Genomic DNA, 25207 nt, shown 5'->3' on the forward strand with positions numbered 1-25207 from the left:
GAACGACGGGTCATACTTCGTCATGAAAAAACCCCCCAAGGGTTGGAGTGATGTCCAACTCTTGGGGGTCAATTCAGTTCGACATGCGGCCCGTTTTGCATCCGGCGGCCGGATGGTTCGACCGCTACGCGCGCTGCGTAGCGCCGGCGGTCACTTCTTGTAGTCGTAGTCCACCGTCAGCGGCGCATGATCGCTGAACTTGATGTCCTTGAAGATCGACGTGCTCTTCGCGGTGCCGGCCACGCCCGGCGTCGCGATCTGGTAGTCGATCCGCCACCCGACGTTCTTCGCGTACGCCTGGCCGCGGTTGCTCCACCACGTGTACTGCTCGGCGCGCTGGTCGAGCGTGCGGAACACGTCGACATAACCGACGTCGTCGAACAGCTTCGTGAGCCACTCGCGCTCTTCCGGCAGGCAGCCCGAGTTCTTCTGGTTGCTCTTCCAGTTCTTGATGTCGATTTCCTTGTGGACGATGTTCACGTCGCCGCACAGGATCACTTCGCGCTTCTTCTTGAGCTGCGCGAGGTGCGGCATGAATTCGTCCATGAAGCGGTACTTCGCCTGCTGGCGCTCTTCGCCGCTCGAGCCGGACGGCACGTACACCGATACGACCGACAGCTTGCCGTAGCGCGCCTCGACGTAGCGCCCCTCGGAATCGAATTCGCTGCTGCCGAAGCCGATGATCACGTCGTCGGGCTCGTGGCGGCTGTACACGCCCGCGCCGCTGTAGCCCTTCTTCTCGGCGTGGTGGAAATAACTCCTGAAGCCGTGCGGCTCGACGAATTCGGCCGGCAGGTCGTCGGCCGATACCTTGATTTCCTGCACGCACACGCAATCGGCGTTCTGCTCGCCGAGCCAGTCGAAGAAGCCCTTCTTCGCGGCGGAGCGGATGCCGTTCAGGTTGGCGGTAATCACTCGCATCATGTCGGGTTCCGTTCAGTTCGATGTTTTACAGGGTGGCAGCTTAACGGATCTTCACGCCTTCGAGCTCGGGCTTCGGCGGCGGGAATTCCAGCTTCATGTCGGTCATCGTGCGCAGCAGCAGCTCGGCGATCATCACGTTGCGGTGCGTCTTCGAGTCCGCCGGGATCACGTACCACGGCGCATGCTCGGCCGACGTCGCGGCGAGCGCGTCGCGGTACGCTGACTGGTACGCGTCCCAGTGCTTGCGCGCGTCGAGATCGGAGATGTCGAACTTCCAGTGCTTGGTCGGATCGTCGATGCGCGCCTGCAGCCGCGCGCGCTGCTCGTCCTTCGAGATGTGCAGGAAGCACTTGACGATCGTCGTGCCGTTCTCGACCAGCATCGTCTCGAAATCGCGGATCTGCCGGTAGCGGCGCTCGCATTCCTTGCTGTCGATCGTATCGAGCACGCGCGGCACCAGCACGTCTTCATAGTGGCTGCGATTGAAGATCGCGAGCTCGCCCGCGGCCGGCACCTGCGCGTGTACGCGCCACAGGAAATCGTGCACGGCTTCGATCGGCGTCGGCGCCTTGAACGACACGACGCGCAGGCCGAGCGGATCGACCTCGCGGAACACCGCGCGCACGGTGCCGTCCTTGCCGCTGGTATCCATCCCCTGCAGCACGAGCAGCACGCGCTTCTTCTGCTGCGTGTGCAGGCGCTCCTGCTGCGTGTCGAGTTCGATCGACACGGCCGACAGCCGTTCGCGGTCGGCATCCTTCGAACCGGACGAGAACGGCTTCGCGGCCGGGTCGAACGCATCGAGCTTGAATGCGGCGGCTTCCTTCTCGCGCGTGCTGTACGGCACGCGGAAATCGTCGAGCGACGGTTGTTTCGCCATGCGTTCCTCCGTTGGGCGGTGTGGTGCATACGATAACGCACCCACCAAACGCGACGGGCCGCCCGGAACAAGTTCGGGGCGGCCCGTCGTCAAGCGCGGTTCAGGCGCGCGATCATGTTCAGCCGAGCTTTTTCTTCAGCAGTTCGTTGACCTGCTGCGGATTGGCCTTGCCCTTCGTCGCCTTCATCGCCTGGCCGATCAGCGCGTTGAACGCCTTTTCCTTGCCCGCGCGGAATTCCTCGACCGACTTCGCATTCGCCGCGAGCACCTCGTCGATGATCGCTTCCAGCGCGCCGGTGTCGGAGATCTGCTTCAGCCCCTTCGCGTCGATGATGCGGTCGGCCGCGCCTTCGTCGTCCGCCTTCTCGTCCCAGATCGTCGAGAAGATTTCCTTCGCGATCTTGTTCGAGATCGTGCCGTCGGCGATACGCTGCAGCACGAGTGCAAGCTGGGCCGCCGACACCGGAATCGCGTCGATCTCGATGCCGTCGCGGTTCAGCTGCGACGACACGTCGCCCATCAGCCAGTTCGCGGCGATCTTCGCGTTCGCGGCGCCGGCCTTCGCGACCACGGCCTCGAAATACGCGGCCATCGCCTTGCTCGACGTCAGCACGCCCGCGTCGTACGCGGACACGCCGTACTGCTCGACGAAGCGCTGCTGTATCGCGGCCGGCAACTCGGGCATCCCGGACTGCACGCGCTCGATCCAGTCCTGGCCGATCACGAGCGGCATCAGGTCGGGATCGGGGAAGTAGCGGTAATCGTGCGCGTCTTCCTTGCTGCGCATCGACGCCGTTTTGCGCTTGTCCGGATCGTAGAGGCGCGTTTCCTGCACGACTTCGCCGCCATCCTCGATCAGTTCGATCTGACGCTGCACTTCGTAGTTGATCGCCTCTTCGAGGAAGCGGAACGAGTTCAGGTTCTTGATCTCGGCGCGCGTGCCGAATTCCTTCTGGCCGACCGGCCGCACCGACACGTTCGCATCGCAGCGGAACGACCCTTCCTGCATGTTGCCGTCGCAGATGCCGAGCCACACGACCAGCGCGTGCAGCGACTTCGCATAGGCCACGGCCTCGGCCGCGCTACGCATTTCCGGCTCGGTGACGATCTCGAGGAGCGGCGTGCCCGCGCGATTCAGGTCAATCCCCGTCATCCCCGCGTAGTCCTCGTGCAGCGACTTGCCCGCATCTTCCTCGAGGTGTGCGCGGGTGAGGTTGATCGTCTTCTCGTACGCGGCCTTGCCAGCCTTGTCGTTGGCCGGCACCTGGATCGTGATCTGGCCGCCCTGCACGACCGGAATCTCGTACTGGCTGATCTGATAACCCTTCGGCAGATCGGGGTAGAAATAATTCTTGCGCGCGAAGATGCTGCGCGGCGCGATGGTCGAGCCGATCGCGAGGCCGAAGCGGATCGCGCGTTCGACCGCGCCGCGGTTCAGTACCGGCAGCACGCCCGGCAGCGCCAGGTCGACCGGGCATGCCTGCGTGTTCGGCTCGGCGCCGAACTGCGTCGGCGCGCCCGAGAAAATCTTCGAGACGGTCGACAGTTGCGCGTGCGTCTCGAGGCCGATAACGACTTCCCATTGGGTCATGCTTGCACTCCTGCCGGAACTTGCTTGTGCCAGTCGGTCGCGCGCTGGAACGCGTCGGCAACCTGCAGCATCCGGGCTTCGTTGAAATAGTTGCCGATGATCTGCAGGCCGACCGGGCGCTTCGCATTCGCGCCCGCGCCGAAGCCGCACGGCACGCTCATGCCGGGCAGGCCGGCGAGGCTCACCGACAGCGTATAGATATCCGCGAGATACATCTGCACCGGATCGTCGCCCTTCGCGCCGAGATCCCATGCGACCGTCGGCGATGCCGGGCCCATGATCACGTCGCAGGACTTGAACGCTTCCTGGAAATCCTGCGCGATGATGCGGCGGATCTTCTGCGCCTGCAGGTAGTACGCGTCGTAGTAGCCGTGCGACAGCACGTACGCGCCGACCAGAATCCGGCGCTTCACCTCGGGGCCGAAGCCTTCGGCGCGCGACTTCTTGTACATGTCGAGCAGGTCGCCGTACTGCGCGGCGCGATGGCCGAAGCGCACGCCGTCGAAACGCGACAGGTTCGACGACGCCTCGGCCGGCGCGATCACGTAGTACACGGGGATCGACAGTTCCGTCTTCGGCAGCGACACCGGCACGAGCGTCGCGCCGAGCGCTTCGTAAGCTTTAAGCGCCGCGTCGATCGTCGCGCGCACGTCGTCGGCGAGGCCGTCGCCGAAATACTCGTTCGGCAAGCCGATGCGCAGGCCCGCGAGCGGCTTGCCCGCATCGTTGCCGGCCGCCCACGGCTGGCCGAGGTGGCGCGTGAAATCCTCGTCGTCGCGCTCGAGGCTCGTCGAGTCGCGCTCGTCGAAACCGGCCATCGCATTGAGCAGCAGCGCGCAGTCGGACGCGCTCTGCGCCATCGGGCCGCCCTGGTCGAGCGACGACGCGAACGCGATCATCCCGTAGCGCGACACGCGGCCGTAGGTCGGCTTGATGCCCGTCACGCCCGCGAACGACGCGGGCTGGCGGATCGAGCCGCCGGTGTCGGTGCCGGTAGCGGCCGGCGCGAGGCGCGCGGCGACGGCGGCCGAGCTGCCGCCCGAGCTGCCGCCCGGCACCGCGTTGGTGTCCCACGGGTTCTTCACCGCGCCGAACGCGGAGTTCTCGTTCGACGAGCCCATCGCGAACTCGTCCATGTTGGTCTTGCCGAGCGTGACCATGCCGGCCGCCTGCAGGCGGGCGACGACGGTCGCGTCGAACGGGCTCTCGTAGTTCGCGAGCATCTTCGAGCCGGCGGTCGAGCGCCAGCCGCGCGTGACGAAGACATCCTTGTGCGCGATCGGCAGGCCGGTCAGCGCGCCGCCCGCGCCGCGCGCGAGCTCGGCGTCGGCGGCTTTCGCCTGCGCGAGGGTCAGATCGGCGTCGACGTGGACGAACGCGTTCAGGTCGCGCGCGGCGTCGATCCGTTTCAGGTAGAGCTGCGCGAGCTCGACGGCCGAGCATTCCTTGGCGGCGAGCGCGGCGCGCAGTTCGGTCAGGCTTTTTGCGTGCATTGAGTGGTTTTCCTGGGAATTCTGGGTGGCGCGCGGTGCTGGCCGGCGCGCTTGTCGTCGAATGCTTACTCGATCACCTTCGGCACGAGATAGAGGCCGTCCTGGACGGCCGGCGCCGGACGCTGGTTGTCGTCGCGATTGACGACTTCCGTCACGGCGTCGTCGCGCAGGCGCTGCGCGACTTCCTGGATCTGTTCGATCGGGTGGGCGAGCGGCGCGATGCCGGCGGTGTCGACCGCCTGCATCTGCTCGACGAGGCCGAAGAATTCATTGAGCTGGCCGAGCATGTGCTCGGCGTCGGCGTCGGCCATTTCGAGTCGCGCCAGGTGCGCGATGCGTTTCACATCGGTCAGGGTCAGGGCCATGCGATCACCGGAAAAACAAGGCTGCGCAGCGCATCGAAAGCAGCGCCGCGGCGGGGGGTTGGAGGGTGCGATCCCACCCTCAAAAATCGGGACCGAAGCGGCAAAAATACCGCCCGTTTCGATTCAAATACCGTGAAATTATAAGGTATCATTACGCGTTCGACCCAAACCCGGCAGCCTTTTCCCGCACCGTTTCGCCCCGCTTCGGCAAGCCGTGCGTGCTTCGTGCGATCCCCGGTAGACATCACTCGCAGCTTCGTGCGCCGCGGCGGCCGCTTCCGCCACGCTTCCCGAGGCTGTTATTTTTTCCGCTGCCGCCCCCCAGCGCTCGCTATACAGGGCCGGCCCAGAGCGAAACAGGATTCTGAATGTTCGGTTTTTTGCGCAGCTACTTCTCCAACGATCTCGCGATCGATCTCGGCACCGCAAACACCCTGATCTACATGCGCGGCAAGGGCATCGTGCTCGATGAACCGTCCGTCGTGTCGATTCGCCAGGAAGGCGGCCCCAACGGCAAGAAGACGATCCAGGCGGTCGGCAAGGAAGCCAAGCAGATGCTCGGCAAGGTGCCGGGCAACATCGAGGCGATCCGCCCGATGAAGGACGGCGTGATCGCCGACTTCACCGTCACCGAGCAGATGATCAAGCAGTTCATCAAGACGGCGCACGAGTCGCGCATGTTCTCGCCGTCGCCGCGCATCATCATCTGCGTGCCGTGCGGCTCGACCCAGGTCGAGCGCCGCGCGATCAAGGAAGCCGCGCACGGCGCCGGCGCATCGCAGGTCTACCTGATCGAGGAGCCGATGGCGGCCGCGATCGGCGCGGGCCTGCCGGTGTCGGAAGCCACCGGCTCGATGGTCGTCGACATCGGCGGCGGCACGACGGAAGTCGGCGTGATCTCGCTCGGCGGCATCGTGTACAAGGGCTCGGTGCGCGTCGGCGGCGACAAGTTCGACGAGGCGATCGTCAACTACATCCGCCGCAACTACGGGATGCTGATCGGCGAACAAACGGCCGAGGCGATCAAGAAGGAAATCGGCTCCGCGTTCCCGGGCTCCGAAGTCAAGGAAATGGAAGTGAAGGGCCGCAACCTGTCGGAAGGCATTCCGCGCAGCTTCACGATCTCCAGCAACGAAATCCTCGAAGCGCTGACCGATCCGCTGAACCAGATCGTGTCGTCGGTGAAGATCGCGCTCGAACAGACGCCGCCGGAACTCGGCGCCGACATCGCCGAACGCGGGATGATGCTGACGGGCGGCGGCGCGCTGCTGCGCGACCTCGACCGCCTGCTCGCGGAAGAAACCGGCCTGCCGGTGCTCGTCGCCGAAGATCCGCTCACCTGCGTCGTGCGCGGTTCGGGCATGGCGCTCGAGCGCATGGACAAGCTGGGCAGCATCTTCTCGTACGAGTGATCGTCTAGGGGGCTGTTTTCCCATGAAACGTACGTGCGAATGCCCGAAATCGGTCGTCCCCCAAGGGGACTTCCTTGCGGGGCGCAAGCAAGAAGTGAGGAGCGCCGTTTGGCCGCGCCAAACAAGCGACGAACGACGCCGCCATGCGGCCGATTTCGGGCATTCCCGTGGAATGAATTTTAAATTTGGGGTTGCCCCGAAACGGGCCGCTCGCTGCGTCATGCTCCTTGCGAATACGTTCAGTATTCGCGGCGTCGCGATCCTTGCGAGCGGCCCGTTTCGGGGCAACGCACGCACGTTTCATGGAAAAACAGCCCCCCAGTTTCGTTGATATGACGCACCTGCGGCGTGGCCGGATCGCTCGTTTAGAACGAACCGCCGCGCCGTTTGCGCGTCTGAGCATCATTTAACCGATCACACGCGCCCGGCGCCGACCATGGAATACAGTCCGCCGCCCCTCTTCAAGCAAGGTCCGCCCGCGCTCGCGCGGCTCATCTTCTTCGTTGCCCTCGCCATCGCGCTCCTCGTGTCGGACGCGCGCTTCAGCACGCTCGAAATCCTGCGCGGCGTGCTCGGCACCGTGCTCTATCCGCTGCAGCGCGCGGCGCTCGTGCCCCGCGACCTGTTCATGGGCGCGGCCGACATCGCCGTCACCGGCGCATCGCTGCGCCACGAGAACGACGACCTCCGCAAGCGCAACCTGCAACTGTCGACGCAGGCCAACCAGGCCGCCGTGCTCGCGCAGGAAAACATGCACCTGCGCGCGGTGCTCGAACTGCGCCAGCACATCGCGACGCAATCGACGCCGGTCGAGATCCAGTACGACACGAGCGATCCGTTCACGCAGAAGATCGTGGTCGGGCAAGGTTCGCAGCAGGGCATCCAGAACGGCGCGCCCGTGGTCAGCGAGGACGGCGTGGTCGGCCAGATTACGCGCGTGTTCCCGCTGCAGTCCGAAGTCACGCTGGTCACCGACCGCGATCTCGCGATTCCGGTGCAGGTGCTGCGCACCGGCCTGCGCAGCGTGATCTACGGCACGCCGAAGGGCGATTCGCTCGACCTGCGCTTCGTGCCGACGAGCGCGGATCTCGTGGTCGGCGACGAACTCGTCACGAGCGGCCTCGACGGCGTCTATCCGCCCGGCCTGCCGGTCGCGAAGGTCGCGCGCGTCGACAAGCTCGCCGACACCGCATTCGCGCGCGTGACCTGCGCGCCGGTCGCGGCCGTGCGCGGCGCGCGCCAGATGCTCGTGCTGCATTACCAGAACGACATCCCGCCGCGCCCGGTCGAGCTCGAACCGGCCGCCGACAAGAACGCGAAGGGCGGCAAGAAGGGCGCGAAAGCCGCCGCGAAGGGCGAGAAAACCGACAAGGCCGACGCGAACGCAAAGCCGGCCGCCGCCGCCCAGCCCGGCGCGAAGCCCGCGCCGGCCGCGCCCGCCGCTCCGGCCAAGCCCGCCGCCGCACCCGCGAAGCCCGCGGCCGGGCAACCAGGAGCCCAGCGATGAACCGCCCGCAATACATCCTGCAGCCGGTCAATCCGTACTTCATCGTCTTCAGCCTCGCCGCCGCGTTCCTGCTGAACCTGATGCCGTGGGGCCGCCTGCCCGGCGTGCCCGACTTCGTCGCGCTCGTGCTGCTGTTCTGGAACATCCACCAGCCGCGCAAGGTCGGGATGGGCGTCGCGTTCGCGCTCGGCATCCTGATGGACGTGCATGACGCGGGGCTGCTCGGCGAGCACGCGCTCGCCTATACGCTGCTGTCGTACGGCGCGATCACGATCCACCGCCGCGTACTGTGGATGCCGATCGGCGTGCAGGTGCTGTATGTCACGCCGCTGCTCGTCGTCGCGCAGCTCGTGCCGTTCGTGATCCGTCTCTTGATGGGCGCCGCGTTCCCCGGCTGGCGCTACCTGGTCGACGGCTTCGTCGAGGCCGCGCTGTGGCCGATCGCGAGCCACCTGCTGCTGATGCCGCAACGCCGTCCGGTCGATCCGGACGATACGCGCCCCATCTGAGCCGGACGACCTTTGAATACCCGCCGCCCCCAATCCCGCCGCGCGCCGCGCTCCGGGGCGGCACCTCGCCCGCCCGCGCGCGGGTCGGATAGACGCTCAACCGCATGACCGAATTCAACGACACCCAACAGCAGCTCTCGAAGTTCCGCCTGCGCGTCGCGGCGGCGGGCGTGTTCGTGTTCGTCTGCTTCGGGCTGCTCGCGAGCCGCTTCTTCTACCTGCAACTGATGCAGCACGGCAAATACGCGCTGCAGGCCGAGGAAAACCGCATCTCGGTCGCGCCGATCGTGCCGAACCGCGGGATCATCACCGACCGCAACGGCGTGATCCTCGCGAAGAACTATTCGGCGTACACGCTCGAGATCACGCCATCGAAGCTCGACGACACGCTCGACAACACGATCGACAAGCTGTCCGAGATCATCCCGATCGACGCACGCGACCGCCGCCGCTTCAAGAAGCTGCAGGAAGACTCGAAGAACTTCGAGAGCCTGCCGATCCGCACGCGGCTCACCGACGCGGAAGTCGCGCGCTTCACCGCGCAGCGCTTCCGCTTCCCCGGCGTCGACGTGCGCGCGCGGCTGTTCCGCCAATATCCGCTCGGCACGACGGCCGCACACGTGATCGGCTACATCGGCCGAATCTCGAAGCGCGACCAGGATCGGATCGACGCGATCAGCGACGACAACGACAGCGACCAGGAAAACTACGATCCGCGACGCGACGCGAACAACTACAAGGGCACCGACTACATCGGCAAGATTGGCGTCGAGCAGAGCTACGAGACCGAGCTGCACGGGTTGACCGGCTTCGAGGAAGTCGAGGTGACGGCCGGCGGCCGGCCCGTGCGCACGCTGTCGCGCACGCAGGCGACGCCCGGCAACAACCTCGTGCTGTCGCTCGACATCGGGTTGCAGCAGGTTGCCGAGCAGGCGTTCGCCGGCAAGCGCGGCGCGCTCGTCGCGATCGAGCCGAAGACGGGCGACGTGCTCGCGTTCGTGTCGTCGCCGAGCTTCGACCCGAATTCGTTCGTCGACGGCATCGACCAGCAGACCTGGGACGAGCTGAACAACTCGACCGACAAGCCGCTGCTGAACCGTCCGCTGCACGGCACCTATCCGCCCGGCTCGACGTACAAGCCGTTCATGGCGCTCGCGGGCCTGACGCTCGGCAAGCGCTCGCCGGGCTGGGGGTTCCAGGATCCCGGCTACTTCACGTTCGGCGGCCACACGTTCCGCAACGACGTGCGCTCGGGCCAGGGCTGGGTCGACATGAACAAGGCGATCATGGTGTCGAACGACACCTACTTCTACATGCTCGCGCGCGACCTCGGCGTGAACGCGATCGCGAACTTCATGAAGCCGTTCGGCTTCGGCCAGATCACCGGGATCGACATCCAGGGCGAAGCGCGCGGGATCCTGCCGTCGACCGACTGGAAGAAGAAGGCGTTCAAGAAGGCCGCGCAGCAGAAGTGGTTCGACGGCGAGACGATCAGCCTCGGGATCGGCCAGGGCTACAACTCGTTCACGATCCTGCAGCTCGCGCACGCAACCGCGACGCTCGCGAACAACGGCATCGTGATGAAGCCCCACCTCGTGAAGGAAGTCGAGGATCCGATCTCGCGCGGGCGCCGCCTGACCGTGCCGAAGGAAAGTGAAACGATCCCGCTCAAGCAGGCCGACATCGACGTCGTGAAGCGCGGGATGGAGAACGTGATCGAGAACCCGTCCGGCACCGCGTACAAGGTGTTCCGCGGCGCGCCGTATCTCGCCGCCGGCAAGACCGGTACCGCTCAGGTGTTCTCGCTGCAGGGCTCCAACTACAAGGGCCACCTGCTCGCCGAGCATCTGCGCGACCACGCGCTGTTCATCGCGTACGCGCCGGTCGACCATCCGCAGATCGCGTTGGCGCTGGTCGTCGAGAACGGCGGCTGGGGCGCGCAGGCCGCGGGCCCGATCGCGCGCCGCGTGCTCGACTTCTTCCTCGTCGAGCGCCAGAACCCGCAGAACGAAGCCGCGGCCGTGGCTGCCGCGGCGTCGGCGACCGAACCCGTGAATGCACCGGTGATCGGCGACGCGAACAAGCCCGCCGCCGTCGCCGCCGGCTTCAAGGCGCTGCCGCAGCCCGTCGTGCCGACCGCGGCCAGCGCGGCGGATGCGGCATCGGCCGCATCGGCGCCCGATGCGTCGGGTGCGGCCGGTGCAAACGCTGCGCAGCCGGCGAGCGCCGCGGCGCCGATGGCCGCGAGCCTGCCGCCGATCCGGCGCCCGCACCGGCCGCGCCGGCCCGCCAGCGACGCGCAGCCGCTCGTCGCCGCGCCGCGGGACGACAACCACCGTGCGACGGCCCCCGCGAAAGCGGCGGACGCCGGCACCGCTCATTAACGGAGAAAGGCATGCAATTCGACAAGCGCGCCTGGCTCGACAAGATCAAGCAGATGTTCGCGGGCTTCGACCGCCCGCTCGCCCTCATCGTGTTCCTGCTGCTGTGCGTCGGCATCGTCACGCTGTACAGCGCGGCGATCGACATGCCGGGCCGCGTCGAGGACCAGTTGCGCAACATCCTGCTGACGTTCGTGCTGATGTGGGTGATCGCCAACATCCCGCCGACCACGCTGATGCGCTTCGCGGTCCCGCTCTATACGTTCGGGGTCGCGCTGCTGATCGCGGTCGCGCTGTTCGGGATGACGAAGAAGGGCGCGAAGCGCTGGCTGAACGTCGGCGTCGTGATCCAGCCGTCGGAGATCCTCAAGATCGCGACGCCGCTGATGCTCGCGTGGTACTACCAGCGCCGCGAAGGCGGGCTGCGCTGGTACGACTTCCTCGCCGCGTTCGGGATCCTGATGGTGCCGGTCGGACTGATCGCGAAGCAGCCCGACCTCGGCACGGGCCTGCTCGTGTTCGCGGCCGGCTTCTTCGTGATCTACCTCGCCGGCCTGTCGTTCAAGCTGATTGTGCCGGTGCTCGTCGCGGGCGTGATCGCGGTCGGGTCGATCGCCGTGTTCGAGGACCGCATCTGCCAGCCCGAAGTGCAGTGGCCGCTGATGCACGACTACCAGAAGCACCGCGTGTGCACGCTGCTCGACCCGACCTCCGACCCGCTCGGCAAGGGCTTCCACACGATCCAGGCCGTGATCGCGATCGGCTCGGGCGGCGTGCTCGGCAAGGGCTACCTGAAAGGCACGCAGGCGCACCTCGAATTCATTCCGGAGAAGCACACCGACTTCATCTTCGCGGTGTTCTCGGAGGAATGGGGGCTGGTCGGCGGGATCGTGCTGCTGACGCTGTACATGACGCTGATCGCGCGCGGGCTCTATATCGCCGCGCAGGGCGCGACGCTGTTCGGCCGCCTGCTCGCGGGCTCGCTCACGCTCGCGTTCTTCGTCTATGCGTTCGTCAACATCGGGATGGTGAGCGGCGTGCTGCCGGTCGTCGGCGTGCCGTTGCCGTTCATGAGCTACGGCGGCACCGCGCTCGCGACGCTCGGCATCGCGATCGGGATGATCATGAGCGTCGGGCGACAGCGGCGGCTGATGAAGAGCTGACCGCGCGGCACGGCCGCGGCCAAGAAAAACGGCGCCCCGGCGCCGTTTTTTATCGTGCGTGTCGAACGCGGCAACGCGGCGCGGCGCCCGCTCACTGCGGTGCCGCGCGCGGGCTCCCCGGCTCGGCACCGACGCCCGACGCCGGCCCCTGCGCCTTCAGCCGCGCGCTCAACTCCTTGAATTTCAATCCGGCCGTCTCGTCGCCCTGCGCGGCCGCCGCCGCGTAATAGGCCCGCGCGATGTTCAGGTTCTGCGCAACGCCGTCGCCGCCGCGCTCGTAGAACGACGCGGTCACGTACTGCGCGGTCGGCTCGCCCGCATCGGCGGCCTGCTTGTACCACGCGAACGCCTGCCGGTTGTCGCGTGGTGTGCCGCGCCCGTCGAGGAACTGGTTCGCGAGCGACAGCTCGGCCTGCACGTGCCCCTGCTTCGCCGCCCGCAGGAACCAGCGATGCGCTTCGGCCGGATTGCGCGCGACGAACTCGCCGTCGTCGAACATCCGGCCGTACACGTACTGCGCATGCGACATGTTCGCGTCGGCCGCGCGCTTCAGCCAGCGCAGCCCTTCGTCGACGTTCGCCGTCACGCCTTCGCCCGTCAGCAGCATCATCGCGTAGTTGAATTGCGCGAGACGGTCGCCGCGCTCGGCTGCGTCGTGGAACTGCACCAGCGCCGCGCGATAGTCGCCGGCGTTGTAGTCGGCGACCGCCGATTGCGTCTCGCGCGACGGATCGGGCTTCGCTTGCGGCGCGCCCTGCGCGGCCGCCGCGACACACACGGCCCACAGGCCGAGCATCGCGCCGAACCGCCCGCGCGCACCGGCCGCACCCTGCGCGCGCCCGCAAGACGCGCCGTCGCCGCCGTTCATGACCGTACCTCCTGCAGCGCTTGCCGCGTCGCACGCAGCAGCCAGCTCACGTCGGCCGACAGCGTGATCATCCGGTAGCCGGCCTCGCGGTACTGCCGCGCGCCCGCCGTGTCGCCCGCGAAGATGCCGACCGCGACGCCGGCCTGCTTGCCGGCCGCGAGCACGCGCGCCATCGCGGTTTCGACGTCCGGGTGGCGGATGTCGCCGAGATGCCCGAGGCTCGCCGCGAGATCGGCCGGGCCGATGAACAGGCAGTCAACGCCGGGCGTCGCCGCGATCCGCTCGACTTCGTCGACGCCGCGCGCCGATTCGATCTGCACGATCACCGCGACCTGCGCATTCGCCGTCAGCACGTAATCGCGGCGCATGCCGAACGCCGCCGCGCGCACCATGCCCGCGACGCCGCGCAGCCCGTCAGGCGATTCCGGCGACGGGAAGCGCGTGAGCCGCACCGCGTGCGCAGCGTCGTCTGGCGTCTCGATGCACGGAAACATCAGCGTGCGTGCGCCGGCGTCAAGCGCGCGCTTCACGAGCCACGGCTCGCGCGCCGGCACGCGCACGACAGGCTCGCTCGGCAGGTGCGCGGCGGCGATCGCGCGCAACTGCGACACGACGTCGCGACTATCGTTCGGCGCGTGCTCCATGTCGATGCAGAGCCAGTCGTAGCCGGCGTGCGCGAGCGCTTCCGCGGCCGAGTCGCTGCCGAGCGACAGCCACAGGCCATACAACGGCTCGTCGCCGTCGCGCAGGCGTTGTTTGAGGGAATTGGTGAGCGTGCTCATCGATACGGCCTCCTGGACGGAACGGCAATCGAACGGGACAAGCATCAGGCGAAGCGGGGCGCAACACGCCGGGCGGCGCAGCGCGGCGGCGGCGCCAGACCGCGCCCTTCAACGTCAGTCGGCCGTGGGCGGCCGATCTGACAGCGCGGGCCGCGCGACCGCGCACGGGTGCGTTTTACGGTGCCACGCAACGATCATAGCGCGGCGTTACGCGGAATGTGGGAACGGACGGGGAGCAGCGCCGGCGCGGGACGAGGCCGCGGGGCGCGGTGACGGGCAGCCCGCGCCGGCCGGCGGGGCTGCCGGGAAGGCAGGATCAGCGGCCGGGCTGGCGCTCGACGTCGGCCCAGCAGTTCGGCGTTTCGTACAGACGCACGCGCTCGAGGCGCAGGTTCACGCCGTAGTGCGCGTCGTACACGTTCGCGAGCAGGTCGAACGCGATCGCCGCGAGGTTCTCGACGGTCGGGATCCGGTCGATCACGACGGTCTTGTGGTCGGCCATCTGTTCGAGGAACGAGCGCACGACGTCGTCGCGCGCATAGACCAGGAATGCGTGGTCCCACTTGCTGACGAGGTGCTCCATCGCGAGCGCCTTCACGTCGGCGAAATCCATCACCATGCCACGGTCGGGAGCGCCCTCGGTATCGACGAGATCGCCGCGCAACGTGATTTCGAGCACGTAGCGATGGCCGTGCAGGTTCCTGCACTGGCTGCGGTGATCGGGAATGCGGTGGCCCGCGTCGAATTCGAGTTTTCGGGTAATCAGCACGATGTCAAAGGCCGTGGCTCAGGGAATGTTCAGATATTTGTGGGTCTGCATCGACAGGCGCCACTGCGGATGACGCTTGCACCAGTCGATCGCGAGCTTCGTATTGAGGTCGCGCGACGGGCCGTCCATCGGCTGGACGAGGAAATACTCGAAGTCGAGCTTCGCATAGTCGGCCAGCCGCTGGTTGTCCTGCGGGATCACGACCTTCAGTTCGTTGCCCTTCGTGACCACGAGCGGCGCGTCGGCCTTCGGGCTCACACAGATCCAGTCGATCGATTCGAGCACCGGCAGCGAGCCGTTGGTCTCGATCGCGATCTCGAAGCCGGCCGCGTGCAGCGCGTCGACGAGCGGCTGGTCGATCTGCAGCATCGGCTCGCCGCCCGTGCAGACGACGAAGCGGTGCGCTTCGCCGTCCGGCCACAGGCCGGCGATCGTCGCGACGAGCGCTTCGGCGTCCTTGAACTTGCCGCCGTTCTCGCCGTCGGTGCCGACGAAGTCCGTATCGCAGAAGCGGCACACGGCCTCCTCGCGATCCTCTTCGCGGCCCGACCACAGGTTGCAGCCGGCGAACCGGCAGAACACGGCCGGCCGGCCCGCGTTCGCGCCCTCGCCCTGCAACGTGTAGAAAATTTCCTTGACCGCGTAAGTCATCGTCCGTCGTCCGGCTCGCGCCGCTCGTTGTCGATCAGAATCCGTTATTCATCAAGCGCTGCCGGCGCAGCCGCGTCACAGCGGCGCTTCGGTCACCCGCTCGCCCTTCAGGTAGGCCTCGTAGCCGCGCTTGCGCAGCTTGCAGGCCGGGCACTCGCCGCAGCCGAAGCCCCAGTCGTGCAGTTCCGCGCGCTCGCCCACGTAGCACGTGTGCGTCTCGACGCGGATCAGTTCGACGAGCGCTTCGCCGCCGAGCTGCTCGGCGAGCTGCCACGTCTGCGCCTTGTCGAGCCACATCAGCGGCGTCTCGAGCACGATGCGCGTGTCCATCCCGAGATTCAGCGCGACCTGCAGCGCCTTCATCGTGTCGTCGCGGCAGTCGGGGTAGCCCGAAAAATCGGTCTCGCACATCCCGCCGACCAGCACGCGCAGCCCGCGGCGATACGCGATCGCCGCGGCGATCGTCATGAACAGCAGGTTGCGGCCCGGCACGAACGTGTTCGGCAGGCCGCTCGCCGTCGTCTCGATCTCGATCGTGCGCGTCATCGCGGTATCGCTGATCGCGCCGAGCACCGACAGGTCGATCATGTGATCGTCGCCGAGCCGGTCCGTCCACGCGGAAAAGTCGCGCTTCAGCGCTTCGCGTACGCCTTCGCGGCATTCGAGCTCGACACGATGACGCTGGCCGTAATCGAAGCCGAGGGTCTCGACCGTCTGGTAGCGTTCGAGGGCCCACGCCACGCACGTGGCCGAGTCCTGCCCGCCGGAAAACAACACGAGCGCGCCGTCTTTAGCGTCTGTCCGAATCACCGTGATACTCCGTGAATGTATAGGCTCGCGTCGCGCTGCGCCGCGGGGCCGGCTGCCGCCGGGCGGCCCGACGCGTACCGGCCTGCGCCGGCTCGACCAGTATAGGCAGCGCGGTCGGCCGCGAACGCGGCGGAGCGCTTATACCGCCCATCGCGCGACATCGTTGCCGCGCATCACGGCGGCGCGTTGCTGGCGGCCTGCCGTGCGCATGAAGCGATGCGCTAAGTCATTGAGCGGGCACGGATTTTATCATGCCCCCGCGAATGCTGCCGCACACGCCGCCTATGACACGCAATACCCACCACAAACGAAAAACCCCAAGAACCTTCCGATTCTTGGGGTTGGAACTGCTGGTGGCCTGGGACGGAATCGAACCATCGACACGCGGATTTTCAATCCGCTGCTCTACCAACTGAGCTACCGGGCCAACGAAGAATGAAAGTATATCGAGCTTTTCCCACCTGCTCAAGCGTTTTCGCAAAAAAATTTTATACCGCGCCTTCGGACGGCTTCTTGCCGAGCTCGACGCCCAGCTGCTTGAGCTTGCGATACAGGTGCGTGCGCTCGAGGCCCGTCTTCTCCGCGACGCGCGTCATGCTGCCGTTCTCGCGCGCGAGGTGATATTCGAAGTACGCACGCTCGAACGCATCGCGCGCTTCGCGCAACGGGATGTCGAACGGGATCGCGGCCGTCTGCCCCGCGAGGCCGAGTGCCGCCGCCATGTCGTCGCCGAGCGTCGGCAGCGCAGCCGCGGACGCAACCGCCGCGGGCCCCGCTGCCTGTCCGGCGCCGCCTTTCGCCGCCGCGTTCGCGGACACCGGCGCCGCGCCGCGTGCGAGACCGTGCTCGACGGACTTCAGCAGCTTCTGCAGCGCGATCGGCTTCTCGAGGAAATCGAGCGCGCCGATCTTCGTCGCCTCGACGGCCGTGTCGATCGTCGCGTGCCCGGACATCATGATCACGGGCATCGTCAGCAGCCCCTGCGCCGCCCATTCCTTGAGCAACGTGACGCCGTCGGTATCGGGCATCCAGATATCGAGCAGCACGAGATCGGGCGCCTGATTCAGCCGGTATTCCCGCGCTGCCTGCGCGTTCTCCGCTGCCTCGACGACATGTCCTTCATCGCTGAGGATCTCCGAGAGCAATTCCCGGATGCCCATTTCATCATCTACCACCAGGATGGTTGCCATTTACGCTGCCCTTGTCTGCTCACTTGCTTTTGTCTTAGCGGGGGTCGTCCCGTCCTGCGCGCCCGGTTCGGCGCCTGGCGCATCGCTCGCCATCTGCAGGAACAGGATCGACACCTGCGCACCCTCGACGGTCTCGCCGTGCATGCGATTGCGCAGATCGATCCGCGCACCGTGCTCGTCGACGATCTTCTTGACCGTGGCCAGCCCGAGCCCCGTGCCCTTCGCCTTCGTCGTCACGTAAGGCTCGAACGCGCGGGTCAGGATGCGTGCCGGAAAACCGGGCCCGTTGTCGGACACGGTAAGACGTACCGCGACGCGCGTTTTACCCTCTGCGTCGGGATCGCCATATTCTACTGTCTTGGTTTCGATCAACACACGCGGATGCGCGGCTTCCGCGACCGAATCCTGCGCATTCTGCAGCAGGTTGTGGATCACCTGGCGCAATTGCGTCGCGTCGCCGCGAATCACCGGCAGCGACGGCGCGAGCTCGGCGACGATCGGGCTCTTGCCTTCGCCGACGCCGTACAGCCCGAGCACCTCGCTCGCCAGTTCGTTCAACTGCAGGTTCGCAAGCACCGCCGGCGGCGTGCGCGCGTATTCGCGGAAATCGTCGACCATCCGCTTCATCGCGGCCACCTGGTTGACGATCATCGTCGCGCCGCGCTTGAGCACATCCGCGTCGGACGGCGCGAGCTTGTCGGACAGCTTCATCTGCAGCCGCTCGGCCGACAGCTGGATCGGCGTCAGCGGATTCTTGATCTCATGCGCGAGCCGCCGCGCGACCTCGCCCCACGCAACCGAGCGCTGCGCGGAAATCACGTCGGAAATGTCGTCGAATACCACGACGTAACCGGACGTCTGCGGATCTTCGGCCTGCCCCTCGACCGTCGACACGAGGCGCGCGCCGCGCACGAGCAGTGTCAGCGGTTCGGTTTCGCCCGGCATCTCGATCGCGAACTGCTGCTGCCAGTGGCCGCGATCGCCGCTGCCGCCGTCGGATGCCGCCTCGCGATCGGCGAACGCCTTGCGCACCATCGCGCCGAATCCCGCCGCAACGCCGATCCGGTCGAGCGTCGTGCCGATCAGCGCGTTGAACGGCTGCCGGAAGATCCGCTCGGCGCCGCGGTTGGCCGTCGTCAGCCGGAACTGGCGGTCGAGCACGAACACGCCGGCCGTCAGGTTCGCGAGGATGCTCTCGAGATAGGTCTTCGAATGCTCGAGCGCGATGCGGTTCTTCTCGACCGCGAGACGCGCCTCGGACAACTGGCGCGTCATCGCGTTGAACGACTGCGTGAGGAAGCCGAGCTCGTCGCGCGTCTTGATCTCGCGCTTCGGCGTGTAGTCGCCTTCCGTGATCTCCTTGGTGCCCTGCGCGAGCAGGAACAGCGGCCGCGCGAGCTGCTGGCCGAGCGCGAGCGCGAGCATCATCGCGATGAAGGTCGCGAGGAACAGCGCGAGCGTCAGCGTGCCGATGTACATCTTGCGCAGGCCCGTGCGGCCGAGCGCCTTTTCCTGATACTCGCGATACGCGCGCTGCACGGCGTCCGCGTTGTGCGCGAGCGTCGGCGGCACCGGCTGTGTGAGCTGCAGGAAGCGTTCGGCCGGCTGCAGCAGCGACGTCGTCGCATCGGGAATCGGCCGCACGACGCGCAGCCGCAGCGCGCCCTTCGCGCCATGCGCGCGCGGGTCGCCGTCGACTTCGCCTTCGATCGCCGCGTACGCGCCGTGTTCGCGCGCCTGGCTCAGCATCAGCGGCGTCGGCAGGTCGTCCGGAATCAGCGCCGCGAAATTGCCCGATGCCTGCGCGACGATGTGCAGGTCGGGCGCCGCGCCCGAACCGCCGCGGCTCGGCTCGACGATCGTCGCGTCCTGCACGCCGAACTGGTCGCGCAACCGCAGCAGCGTGAGCGTCGTGCCGTTCGTGTTCGCGTCGACGCTCGCGAGCTGGTCGGACATCAGCCGCGCCTTCGTCTGCAGATCGGACAGCGACGCATCGAGCATCCCGCGGCCGAGGTTCAGGCCGGCCGTCAGCGCCGTCTCGACGTTCACGTCGAACCACGACTCGATGCTGCGCGACACGAACTGGTACGACACGATGTAGATGATCCCGCCCGGCACCACGCCAACGAGCGCGAAGAACACCGCGAGCTTCGCGAGCAGCCGCGTGCCGAACTTGCCCTTCCTCAGGCGCACGACGATCATCCCGATCAGCCCGAGCACCACGAGCAGGAACACCAGCGCGACGACGATGTTGGTCGCGTACAGCCACGAATAGTAGCGATCGAAGAATTCGGTATTCGCGCTCGCGGCCGCGAGCAGCACGAGCAGCAGCAGCGCGGTGAACGCGACGGTCGAGACGATCACGCGAACGAGGAGGCTCTTCCCGCTGGCCGCGCGGCGCACTTTATTTAGCACGTTCGGTCACCGTGAAGTTGAAGCGCTTCCAGTCCGACCCGAGCGTCCAGTCGCGATTGTTCACGGCGTCGACCTGGAACGGCTTCGGCATCAGCGCCGTATCGAGCTGCATCCGCACCGACGCCATGTAGGTTTCCCCCAGGCGCACCTGGTTGCGGTCGATCACGTGCCACGACGTGATGTGCCTGACCACCGCGAGCGCGTCCTTCAACGACGGGAAGCCGAGCTGCAGGCCGCCCGTCGACACGCGGTATTCGCGCGTGAGCGGCTGGAACGACAGGCGGATCGTCTGCGTCACCGACACCGGCTGCTCGTCGAACCAGTACCAGCGCGCGCGGCTCAGCTCGAAGTCGGTCGTGAAGTAAAGCGGGATGCCCTTGTTGACGGCATCCTCGAGGTTCGGATTCAGCTCGAAATCGAAGCGGGCATCGAGGCTCCAGCCGCTTCCGTCGGCCTGGAGCGACGCGCGCTGCACGGCGATCGACTGCGCATGCGCCGGCCGGACGACGGCCAGGCACAGCGTCAACGCGACCATCAGGACGGCCGCGAGCCGAAGTGGAAAAAGGTGTTTGATCGTCACCGTTTCTGAAACCGCGCGTAGAAAAATCCGTCGTGATCGGTGTTCTGGTCGAGTGCGCCGGCGGCAGCCCCTCCCTGCACTCCGCCCGGCAGCAGCTGGCCGGGGGCGTCCAATCGTACCGCATCTTCACAGACCGCTTCAAACCAGCGGGCCTGCAACTCGCCTTCCTCGGGGAAGATCGAGCAGGTCACGTAAAGCAGTTCGCCGCCCGGCTTCACGAGCGGCCACAGCGCCGACAGGATGCGGCGCTGTTCCGCGACGAGCGCCGGGATGTCGGCCTCGCGGCGCAGCCAGCGGATGTCGGGATGCCGCCGCACGATGCCCGATGCCGAGCACGGCACGTCGGCCAGGATGCGGTCGAACGGGCGCCCGTCGTACCACGCGCCGGGCGCACCCGCATCGCCGACGCGCACGTCCGCTGCGAGCGACAGGCGCACGAGGTTCTCGCCGATGCGCGCCGCGCGCGTCGCGTCGCTTTCGAGCGCGACGACTTCCGCGTTGGCCAGCTCGAGAATATGGCCGGTCTTGCCGCCGGGTGCCGCGCATGCATCGAGTACGCGCATGCCGTCGCGCGCGCCGAGCCATTCGGCCGCGAGCTGCGCGCCGGCATCCTGCACCGATACCACGCCGTCGGCGAATCCCGGAATGCGCTCGACCGGCAGCGCCGATGCGAGCCGCACCGCATGCCGGCCGATCGCGGTCGCGTCGATCCCGCTCGCGCGCAGCGTGTCGAGATACGCGTCGACGCTCGCGCGACGCGCATTCACGCGCAGCGTCAGCGGCCCCTGGCGCTCGCCGGCCGCGAGGATCGCCTGCCATGCGTCGGGCCATGCGCGCTTCACTGCATCGACCCACCATGCGCGGTAATTCCAGCGCGCAACGGCGTCGTCCTGCATCGCCGCGACGAGCACGTCGCGCTCGCGCAGGAAGCGACGCAGCACCGCGTTGACCAACCCCTTCGCGAATGCGTATTCGCGGCGTGCGCCGATCACGGTCACGGCCTGGTCAACCACCGTGAACGCCGAATATGCGGCATCGTCCGCCGGATCGAGCAGCAGCGCGAGCGCGCCGGCGAGCACCGCGTTCACGTGCGCGGGCGGCGCCTTGCTGACGAGCCGGCCGATCAGCCAGTCCACGCTGCCGAGGCGACGCATCGTCCGGTACGCGACGTCCTGCGTCGCGCCGCGCGCGAGCGCCTGTGCACCGGACGCCATCTGCGCGAATACCGCCGACAGCGCTGCCGGCAGCGCTGTGCCGCGCCGTACCGCATCGACCGCCTGCGCGGCCGCGTCGAGTGCGAAGCCGAGCGAATCGGGCGCAAGATGCGGCGCGGACAGGCGCGCCGGGCGGCCGGAAGAAGACGGGGCGGAAGAACGGGTTCGTGTCATCGGAGCGGAATCGGCAAACAAACGCAGCAAACAAATGCGGCAAACGGCGGGATTGCTGCGGCCGCGCGGCCCTGCGATCCCAAACCGCGCATTGTAGCGTGCGACCATGCGGCCCCTTTGGCCCCTTTACGGCGCGCACAAATGAAACACCCCGCAGCGCGAAGCGTGCGGGGTGGCGGGGCGGACGCCGCGCGGCAACGGCCGCGCGATGCGCTGCGGTTTAATCGAAGCGGCCGGTACGCGCCATCTCCATCAGGCGCGCGATGCGTTCCTCGGTGGCCGGGTGCGTCGAGAACAGGTTCTGCAGGCCGCCGGCGCGGAGCGGGTTCATGATCATCATCTGCGCGGTGGCCGGATGCGCTTCGGCCGCCTGGAACGGGATGCCGGCCGCATAGCGATGGATCTTGTCGAGCGCGGTCGCGAGCGACTGCGGATCGCCGGAAATCTGCGCGCCGCCGCGGTCGGCCTCGAACTCGCGTGCCCGCGAAATCGCCATCTGGATCAGCGCGCCGGCGATCGGCGCGAGCAGCGCGACCGCAATGCCCGCGATCGGGTTGGCCGGCCGGCCGTTCTCGTCGCGCCCGCCGAAGAACATCGCGAAGTTCGCAAGCGCCGAGATCGCGCCCGCCATCGTCGCAGTGATCGTCGAGATCAGGATGTCGCGGTGCTTCACGTGCGCGAGCTCGTGCGCCATCACGCCGCGCATCTCGCGCTCCGACAGCACGCGCAGGATGCCCGTCGTCGCGGCGACCGCCGCATGCTCGGGGTTGCGGCCCGTCGCGAACGCGTTCGGCGCATCCTCGTTGATCAGGTAGACGCGCGGCATCGGCAGGTTCGCGCGCGTGGCCAGCTCGCGCACCATCCGGTAGAACTGCGGCGCCGTGCTCTCGTCGACTTCCTGCGCGTTGTACATGCGCAGCACCATCTTGTCGGAGAACCAGTACGAGAAGAAATTCATGCCGAGCGCGAACAGCAGCGCGATCGTCATGCCACGCGAGCCGCCGATCATTCCGCCGATCACGATGAACAGGGCCGTGATCGCGGCCATCAGCATCGCCGTTTTGACCCAATTGAACATACCCACTCCTTATCCGTCAGGGGACCCGCCGCGCATCACAGGGCGCGACGGAAAATTGTAAGCGATTTGTTAGATAAGGTCTTGCCGGAAAAATTCAATCTCAGCGTTGCGACGCTGCAAGACGCAGGCCGAGGCCGACGAAAGCGCTTCCGACCGTGCGGTCGAGCCACTTCCTGACGCCCGGCTTGCCGGAAAAGCGCTGCGTGACGCTGCCCGCGACCCATGCGACCAGGCTGGTCCAGACCGTGCTCATCGCGACGAACACCGCGCCGAGGGTCAGGAACGCCAATGCCTTGTGCGGGCTGTCGGCCGACACGAACTGCGGGAAGAACGACACGAAGAACAGCACGACCTTCGGGTTCAGCACGTTGGTCCAGAAGCCCTGCATGAACAGCTGGCGCAGCGGCTTTGCTGCCGTGGCGGCCTCGGCGCCCGACGGCGCGGCGGCCTGCTTCGCGACGATCATGCGCACGCCGAGGTAGATCAGGTACGCGGCGCCGACCAGCTTGATCACCGTGAACGCGGCAGCCGACGCCGCGAGCAGCGCCGTGAGGCCGAATGCGCACGCGAGCGCGTGAACGCAGCAGCCGGCCGAAATGCCGAGCGCCGACATCAGCCCCGCGCCGCGGCCCTGCGCGACGCTGCGGCCGACGATGTAGGCCGTGTCGGGACCGGGCGTGACGTTCAGCAGGAAAACTGCCAGCACGAAGAAGCCGAAATGGGTGATGCCGAACATGAAAACCTCGAAACCGGAGAGCGCAGGGAAATTCTACGCGCGCCTGCCGCGCTGCGCGACTCGACCGTTCGGCCGATTGCGCAGGGCCGGCAGGTCGTGTCGAATGGCGGTCAGGTCACGTTACGCAAGGTCGGTCAGCGCGAAACGCTGGCCCGCGGCGAGCGGCGAGCCGGCGAGGAATTCGCGCGCGGGCAGCCGCTTGCCGCCCGGCTTCTGCAACTGCGTGACGCGCAGCGCGCCACTGCCGCACGCGACGACCACGCCTTCCGGCGCGGCCTCGACGATCGTGCCGGGCGCTGCGTCGCCACGCGCCGCCACCGGCTCGGCCGCCCACAGCTTGATTGCCGCGCCGTCGAGCGTCGCGACGCCGCCGGGAAACGGATCGAACGCACGCACCTGGCGCGCGAGCACGTCGGCAGGCTTGCGCCAGTCGAGCGCCGCTTCGTGCTTGCCGATCTTTTCCGCATAGGTCACGCCGTCGGCCGGCTGCGGGGTCGCCGGCAGCGTACCGTCGCGCTCGAGCCGCACGAGCGCGTCGACGATCAGCCGCGCGCCGTCGGCGGCCAGCCGGTCGTGCAGCGTCGCGGTCGTGTCGTCGGGCGCGATCGCGATGCGCGCCTCTTCGATCATCGCGCCGGTGTCGAGGCCGACGTCCATCTGCATCAGCGTGACGCCCGTCTCGGCGTCGCCGGCCTCGATCGCGCGGTGAATCGGCGCGGCGCCGCGCCAGCGCGGCAGCAGCGACGCATGGATGTTGATGCAGCCGCTGCGCGGAATGTCGAGCACCTCCTGCGGCAGCAGCAGGCCGTACGCGGCGACCACCATCACGTCGTGCGGCGTCGTGCGCAGCAGCTCGATCGCGTCGGCCGCCTCCGCGGGGTACTTGCCCGCACGGCGCAGCGACGGCGGCTGCGCGACGGGCATGCCATGCTCGACGGCGTAGCGCTTCACGGCGCTCGCCTGCAGTTTCATCCCGCGGCCGGCCGGGCGATCGGGCTGGGTGAGCACGAGCGGCACCGGAAAACCTGCCTCGTGGATCGCGGCGAGCGCAGCCGCGGCAAATTCCGGCGTACCGGCAAAAATCACGCGCAACGTATGGGTCATGACAGCGTTCGGGGTCGGGCAGGATGAACGCGCGTCACATCGCGCGTTCGAGTTTCTTCATCTTCGTCTTGATGCGCGTCTGCTTGAGCGGCGACAGGTATTCGACGAACACGCGCCCCATCAGGTGATCCATCTCGTGCTGGACGCACACGGCGAGCAGGCCCTCGCAGTCGAGCTCGAAGGCCTCGCCCTGCTCGTTGAGCGCGCGCACGCGCACGTGGTCGGGACGCTCGACTTCGTCGTAGATGCCGGGCACCGACAGGCAGCCCTCTTCATAGATCTGCTTCACGTCGCTCGACCAGACGATCTCGGGGTTGATGAACGCGCGCAACTCGTTCTTTTCCTCGGAAACGTCGATCACGATCACGCGCTCGTGCACGTCGACCTGCGTGGCTGCAAGGCCGATGCCGGGCGCCGCGTACATGGTCTCGGCCATGTCGGCGACGAGCTTGCGGATCCGGTCGTCGACCTTGTCGACGGGCTTGGCGACCTTGTGCAGCCGCTTGTCGGGGTAATGAAGAATGTTGAGCAAAGCCATGGTGTTCGGTATTCGGTGGCGCGGCGTGCCGCATCGGCCATCCGGCCGGCTGGCGCCGCCGCCGCGATGCAAT

General features: G+C 67.3%; 23 protein-coding genes and 1 tRNA gene. 5 read left to right on the top strand and 19 right to left on the bottom strand.

The features are described from left to right. Positions 1–150: 150 nt before the first annotated feature. The 5 genes from KVT39_RS32910 to gatC form a co-directional block, all read right to left on the bottom strand. Complete coding sequence (locus KVT39_RS32910; protein WP_105389504.1) at positions 151–924, bottom strand: exodeoxyribonuclease III; 774 nt, start codon at positions 922–924, stop codon at positions 151–153. A gap of 40 nt (positions 925–964) precedes the next feature. Further along, on the bottom strand, positions 965–1804 hold the full coding sequence (locus tag KVT39_RS32915; RefSeq protein WP_034179342.1) for a polyphosphate kinase 2 family protein: 840 nt from the start codon (positions 1802–1804) through the stop codon (positions 965–967). A 118-nt stretch (positions 1805–1922) separates the two neighbouring features. Beyond that, positions 1923–3395: an Asp-tRNA(Asn)/Glu-tRNA(Gln) amidotransferase subunit GatB gene (gene gatB / locus KVT39_RS32920; protein ID WP_217591030.1), complete on the bottom strand. Its 1473-nt coding sequence runs from the start codon at positions 3393–3395 to the stop codon at positions 1923–1925. Next, positions 3392–4888 carry an Asp-tRNA(Asn)/Glu-tRNA(Gln) amidotransferase subunit GatA gene (gene gatA, locus KVT39_RS32925; RefSeq protein ID WP_034179344.1) on the bottom strand — a complete coding sequence of 499 codons (1497 nt, stop codon included), beginning with the start codon at positions 4886–4888 and terminating at the stop codon, positions 3392–3394. The genes gatB and gatA overlap by 4 nt, the downstream gene beginning before the upstream one ends. Before the next feature lie 65 nt (positions 4889–4953). Further along, positions 4954–5253 (bottom strand): Asp-tRNA(Asn)/Glu-tRNA(Gln) amidotransferase subunit GatC, encoded by a 300-nt coding sequence (gene gatC, locus KVT39_RS32930; RefSeq protein WP_006477478.1) that lies wholly within the window; start codon positions 5251–5253, stop codon positions 4954–4956. Between the two features lie 368 nt (positions 5254–5621). On the opposite strand from gatC, the gene KVT39_RS32935 reads away from it, so the two are divergent. The 5 genes from KVT39_RS32935 to rodA all read left to right on the top strand — a co-directional run bounded on the left by KVT39_RS32935 (position 5622) and on the right by rodA (position 12225). Further along, positions 5622–6665: a rod shape-determining protein gene (locus tag KVT39_RS32935; protein ID WP_004189550.1), complete on the top strand. Its 1044-nt coding sequence runs from the start codon at positions 5622–5624 to the stop codon at positions 6663–6665. A 436-nt stretch (positions 6666–7101) separates the two neighbouring features. Next, on the top strand, positions 7102–8172 hold the full coding sequence (mreC, locus tag KVT39_RS32940; RefSeq protein WP_217591031.1) for a rod shape-determining protein MreC: 1071 nt from the start codon (positions 7102–7104) through the stop codon (positions 8170–8172). Next, a complete protein-coding gene (gene mreD, locus KVT39_RS32945) occupies positions 8169–8681 on the top strand; it encodes a rod shape-determining protein MreD (protein ID WP_006482567.1) in 513 nt (170 codons plus the stop codon). The genes mreC and mreD overlap by 4 nt, the downstream gene beginning before the upstream one ends. 104 nt (positions 8682–8785) lie before the next feature. Continuing rightward, complete coding sequence (mrdA, locus tag KVT39_RS32950; protein ID WP_034179346.1) at positions 8786–11065, top strand: penicillin-binding protein 2; 2280 nt, start codon at positions 8786–8788, stop codon at positions 11063–11065. A gap of 11 nt (positions 11066–11076) precedes the next feature. After that, positions 11077–12225 carry a rod shape-determining protein RodA gene (gene rodA / locus KVT39_RS32955; RefSeq protein ID WP_217591032.1) on the top strand — a complete coding sequence of 383 codons (1149 nt, stop codon included), beginning with the start codon at positions 11077–11079 and terminating at the stop codon, positions 12223–12225. A 91-nt stretch (positions 12226–12316) separates the two neighbouring features. Here rodA and KVT39_RS32960 read toward each other — a convergent pair whose 3' ends face one another. From KVT39_RS32960 to def, 14 genes are all read right to left on the bottom strand, one after another. Next, entirely contained in the window at positions 12317–13093 is a 777-nt protein-coding gene (locus KVT39_RS32960) for a tetratricopeptide repeat protein (RefSeq protein WP_105389501.1), read from the bottom strand. Next, the gene (locus KVT39_RS32965) at positions 13090–13875 is read right to left on the bottom strand and encodes an HpcH/HpaI aldolase/citrate lyase family protein (RefSeq protein ID WP_034179349.1); all 786 of its coding nucleotides are present in this window, start codon (positions 13873–13875) and stop codon (positions 13090–13092) included. Before KVT39_RS32965 ends, KVT39_RS32960 begins: the two co-directional genes overlap by 4 nt. A 316-nt stretch (positions 13876–14191) precedes the next feature. After that, positions 14192–14644, bottom strand: coding sequence for a 6-carboxytetrahydropterin synthase QueD (gene queD, locus KVT39_RS32970; RefSeq protein ID WP_006477472.1), 453 nt, complete (start codon positions 14642–14644; stop codon positions 14192–14194). 18 nt (positions 14645–14662) lie between these two features. After that, a complete protein-coding gene (gene queE, locus KVT39_RS32975) occupies positions 14663–15295 on the bottom strand; it encodes a 7-carboxy-7-deazaguanine synthase (protein ID WP_034179350.1) in 633 nt (210 codons plus the stop codon). A gap of 75 nt (positions 15296–15370) precedes the next feature. After that, entirely contained in the window at positions 15371–16105 is a 735-nt protein-coding gene (gene queC, locus KVT39_RS32980; protein ID WP_034179351.1) for a 7-cyano-7-deazaguanine synthase QueC, read from the bottom strand. A gap of 351 nt (positions 16106–16456) precedes the next feature. Beyond that, a tRNA-Phe gene (locus KVT39_RS32985) sits at positions 16457–16532 on the bottom strand. A gap of 61 nt (positions 16533–16593) precedes the next feature. Next, positions 16594–17295, bottom strand: coding sequence for a response regulator transcription factor EsaR (esaR, locus tag KVT39_RS32990; protein ID WP_034179352.1), 702 nt, complete (start codon positions 17293–17295; stop codon positions 16594–16596). Further along, a complete protein-coding gene (esaS, locus tag KVT39_RS32995) occupies positions 17296–19710 on the bottom strand; it encodes a sensor histidine kinase EsaS (protein WP_034179353.1) in 2415 nt (804 codons plus the stop codon). Further along, the gene (locus tag KVT39_RS33000; protein WP_034179354.1) at positions 19700–20290 is read right to left on the bottom strand and encodes a DUF4390 domain-containing protein; all 591 of its coding nucleotides are present in this window, start codon (positions 20288–20290) and stop codon (positions 19700–19702) included. Before KVT39_RS33000 ends, esaS begins: the two co-directional genes overlap by 11 nt. Next, positions 20287–21678, bottom strand: a complete 1392-nt coding sequence (rsmB, locus tag KVT39_RS33005) for a 16S rRNA (cytosine(967)-C(5))-methyltransferase RsmB (protein ID WP_105389500.1) — start codon at positions 21676–21678, stop codon at positions 20287–20289. The genes KVT39_RS33000 and rsmB overlap by 4 nt, the downstream gene beginning before the upstream one ends. A gap of 220 nt (positions 21679–21898) precedes the next feature. Next, the gene (htpX, locus tag KVT39_RS33010; protein WP_034179355.1) at positions 21899–22756 is read right to left on the bottom strand and encodes a zinc metalloprotease HtpX; all 858 of its coding nucleotides are present in this window, start codon (positions 22754–22756) and stop codon (positions 21899–21901) included. A gap of 100 nt (positions 22757–22856) precedes the next feature. Further along, positions 22857–23492: a LysE family translocator gene (locus tag KVT39_RS33015; protein ID WP_034179356.1), complete on the bottom strand. Its 636-nt coding sequence runs from the start codon at positions 23490–23492 to the stop codon at positions 22857–22859. A 120-nt stretch (positions 23493–23612) separates the two neighbouring features. After that, a complete protein-coding gene (fmt, locus tag KVT39_RS33020) occupies positions 23613–24596 on the bottom strand; it encodes a methionyl-tRNA formyltransferase (protein WP_105389499.1) in 984 nt (327 codons plus the stop codon). A gap of 34 nt (positions 24597–24630) precedes the next feature. After that, positions 24631–25134, bottom strand: a complete 504-nt coding sequence (gene def, locus KVT39_RS33025; protein WP_034179358.1) for a peptide deformylase — start codon at positions 25132–25134, stop codon at positions 24631–24633. Positions 25135–25207 lie beyond the last annotated feature (73 nt).

Origin of the sequence: Burkholderia sp. GbtcB21 (assembly GCF_019091065.1) — a bacterium.
GTDB lineage: Bacteria > Pseudomonadota > Gammaproteobacteria > Burkholderiales > Burkholderiaceae > Burkholderia > Burkholderia pyrrocinia_C.